We start from the raw sequence: 1758 nt of genomic DNA on the forward strand, positions 1-1758 counted from the left end.
AACTTGCTCTTTTTTGATTCTGATACCCCGTCCGCTTGCGGCGGGGTAGTTCATTGGGGCGAAACTTAGTCAAGAAAGTCCATCAGGGTAAGAGGATCGTCAATTTCGTTGGATGCGATGGGACGATTCGGCATCAACATTTGCGCATTCAGCAATTCTGGGTCGCTAGCTACAATGGGACGATGTCCAGGAAGAAGTTCTGAGTCTACAACCTGAAGGTGGCTTGCAAAAATAGGCCGATGGCCAGGAATAGTATCTGTATTTACCACTTCCAGATGGCTAGGCTCGATTGGGCGAATACCTAGAACGTAACGAGGCCCGTCAGACTCATTGCCTTTGGTTGACTTGACCGCTAGGGCTGATGCCTTGCTCTTCCCAGTTGATTGCATTTTCTTATTGGTTTCCTCTTTAGCGTTTTCTGTATGCCCGTTGCTTTGGACTGCGTCGTCTGTACTCACATCAACCCCCATATGTATCCAAACCTTGCTCCAGCACAGAGGAGCGACTGTATCGCAATGTGTAGAAGATCTAATTACGTGTATCTTATGGGCGAACGGAGCGATCGCACTTTGGGATTTCTTAGATCATCAACAAGATTTACTTAACATTCTAGTCAAATCGCAGCGAAAGATTAAGAAAGTTTTCAAATTTTCATAGATGACTGAGCCTACTCTAAATGGCGTTACACGACGGTTCCTGGAGAAATAGCCGAACTTTCTGCTGCAAAAACCGATCTTCACGGGGACTGAAAAATTGTCTATAACGAAGGGGAGTGGATGAAGAGCTACTAGATTCGCTCTGCGCTTATCCGTTTTTCTTGGTTAGTTGTTTTTTGAAGTAGGCTCATGGCGGATTTGTATCGTCAAGACGAAGTGCAGCAGATTCTCAACATTGCGATCGCGCGTCAGGCGAACGCTGGAGAGCTAAGTCGGGGTCAGATGCTTGAGATTGCTCAAGAAATGGGGATCTCCATAGCTGAGCTTCATGACGCCGAGATTGAGTGGCTCCAGCGGCAGCAGGTTGATCGCGATCGCTTTCTCTTTGATCAACACCGTCGCCTGCGTTTTCGTCAGCGCGTGACGAAGTATGTCATTGTCAATCTCTTCTTGATCATGCTGAATCTGGTCATGGTTGGGCAGGTATCATGGGCGCTGTATATTCTCGTGGGCTGGGGGTTGGGTATTGCGCTGCACGGATGGCGCACCTTTCAGAGTCAAGGAGATGCCTATGAACGGGCATTTGCAACGTGGCAACGGCAACGGCAGTTAAAGCAAACCGTGGGGCGAGTGCTAGACCGTTTCCTCAACCCTAGTCCCTCGCTGTAGATGTTGTAGAGGCGTTATAGTTGCTTCTCGGTCATTCATTCCGTCACAACCTTCATTGATGTACGCGCTGTGAATCAACCCTCTCCTCGAAGACGCTGTGTTTTAGTCTGTCAGCATCGTTCGTGCGATCGCGCTGGGGCAGCGGTTGTACTGGAGGAGTTTCGGCGGCAAGTTCCTGACGGAGTATTTGTGAGTGCCAGTCAATGTTTGGGGCTGTGCGGAGCGGGGCCTAATGTACACATTACGCCGGATAACATTTGGTACTGCCAGATCGCCCCTAAGCACGTGGCCGCTATTGTGCAGAGCCATCTGATTGAAGATCAGCCTGTAGAGGCATTGCTTCATCCCAGAATGCATGCCTATTATTCCTATGCTAAGCTCGACTTTATCCAATTGATCCAAAAAGGAAAGCAGCAAGCAGAATTCAGATGAG

At 48.9% G+C, this 1758-nt stretch carries 3 protein-coding genes; 2 read left to right on the top strand and 1 reads right to left on the bottom strand.

Annotated features, from left to right (window positions below; all coding sequences use genetic code 11):
- Positions 1 to 65 precede the first annotated feature (65 nt).
- Positions 66 to 389, bottom strand: a complete 324-nt coding sequence (locus tag IGR76_04755) for a hypothetical protein (protein MBF2077832.1) — start codon at positions 387 to 389, stop codon at positions 66 to 68.
- 456 nt (positions 390 to 845) lie between these two features.
- On the opposite strand from IGR76_04755, the gene IGR76_04760 reads away from it, so the two are divergent.
- Positions 846 to 1325 (top strand): 2TM domain-containing protein, encoded by a 480-nt coding sequence (locus tag IGR76_04760; protein MBF2077833.1) that lies wholly within the window; start codon positions 846 to 848, stop codon positions 1323 to 1325.
- 54 nt (positions 1326 to 1379) lie between these two features.
- Complete coding sequence (locus tag IGR76_04765) at positions 1380 to 1757, top strand: (2Fe-2S) ferredoxin domain-containing protein (GenBank protein ID MBF2077834.1); 378 nt, start codon at positions 1380 to 1382, stop codon at positions 1755 to 1757.
- Position 1758: the final 1 nt, after the last annotated feature.

The organism is Synechococcales cyanobacterium T60_A2020_003 (genome assembly GCA_015272205.1).
In the GTDB taxonomy this organism is placed as follows: Bacteria; Cyanobacteriota; Cyanobacteriia; order RECH01; family RECH01; genus JACYMB01.

Coding starts and splice junctions, on each gene's coding strand:
- IGR76_04755 (MBF2077832.1), bottom strand. CDS start 389: ATGCAATCAACTGGGAAGAGCAAGGCATCAGCCCTAGCGGTCAAGTCA.
- IGR76_04760 (MBF2077833.1), top strand. CDS start 846: ATGGCGGATTTGTATCGTCAAGACGAAGTGCAGCAGATTCTCAACATT.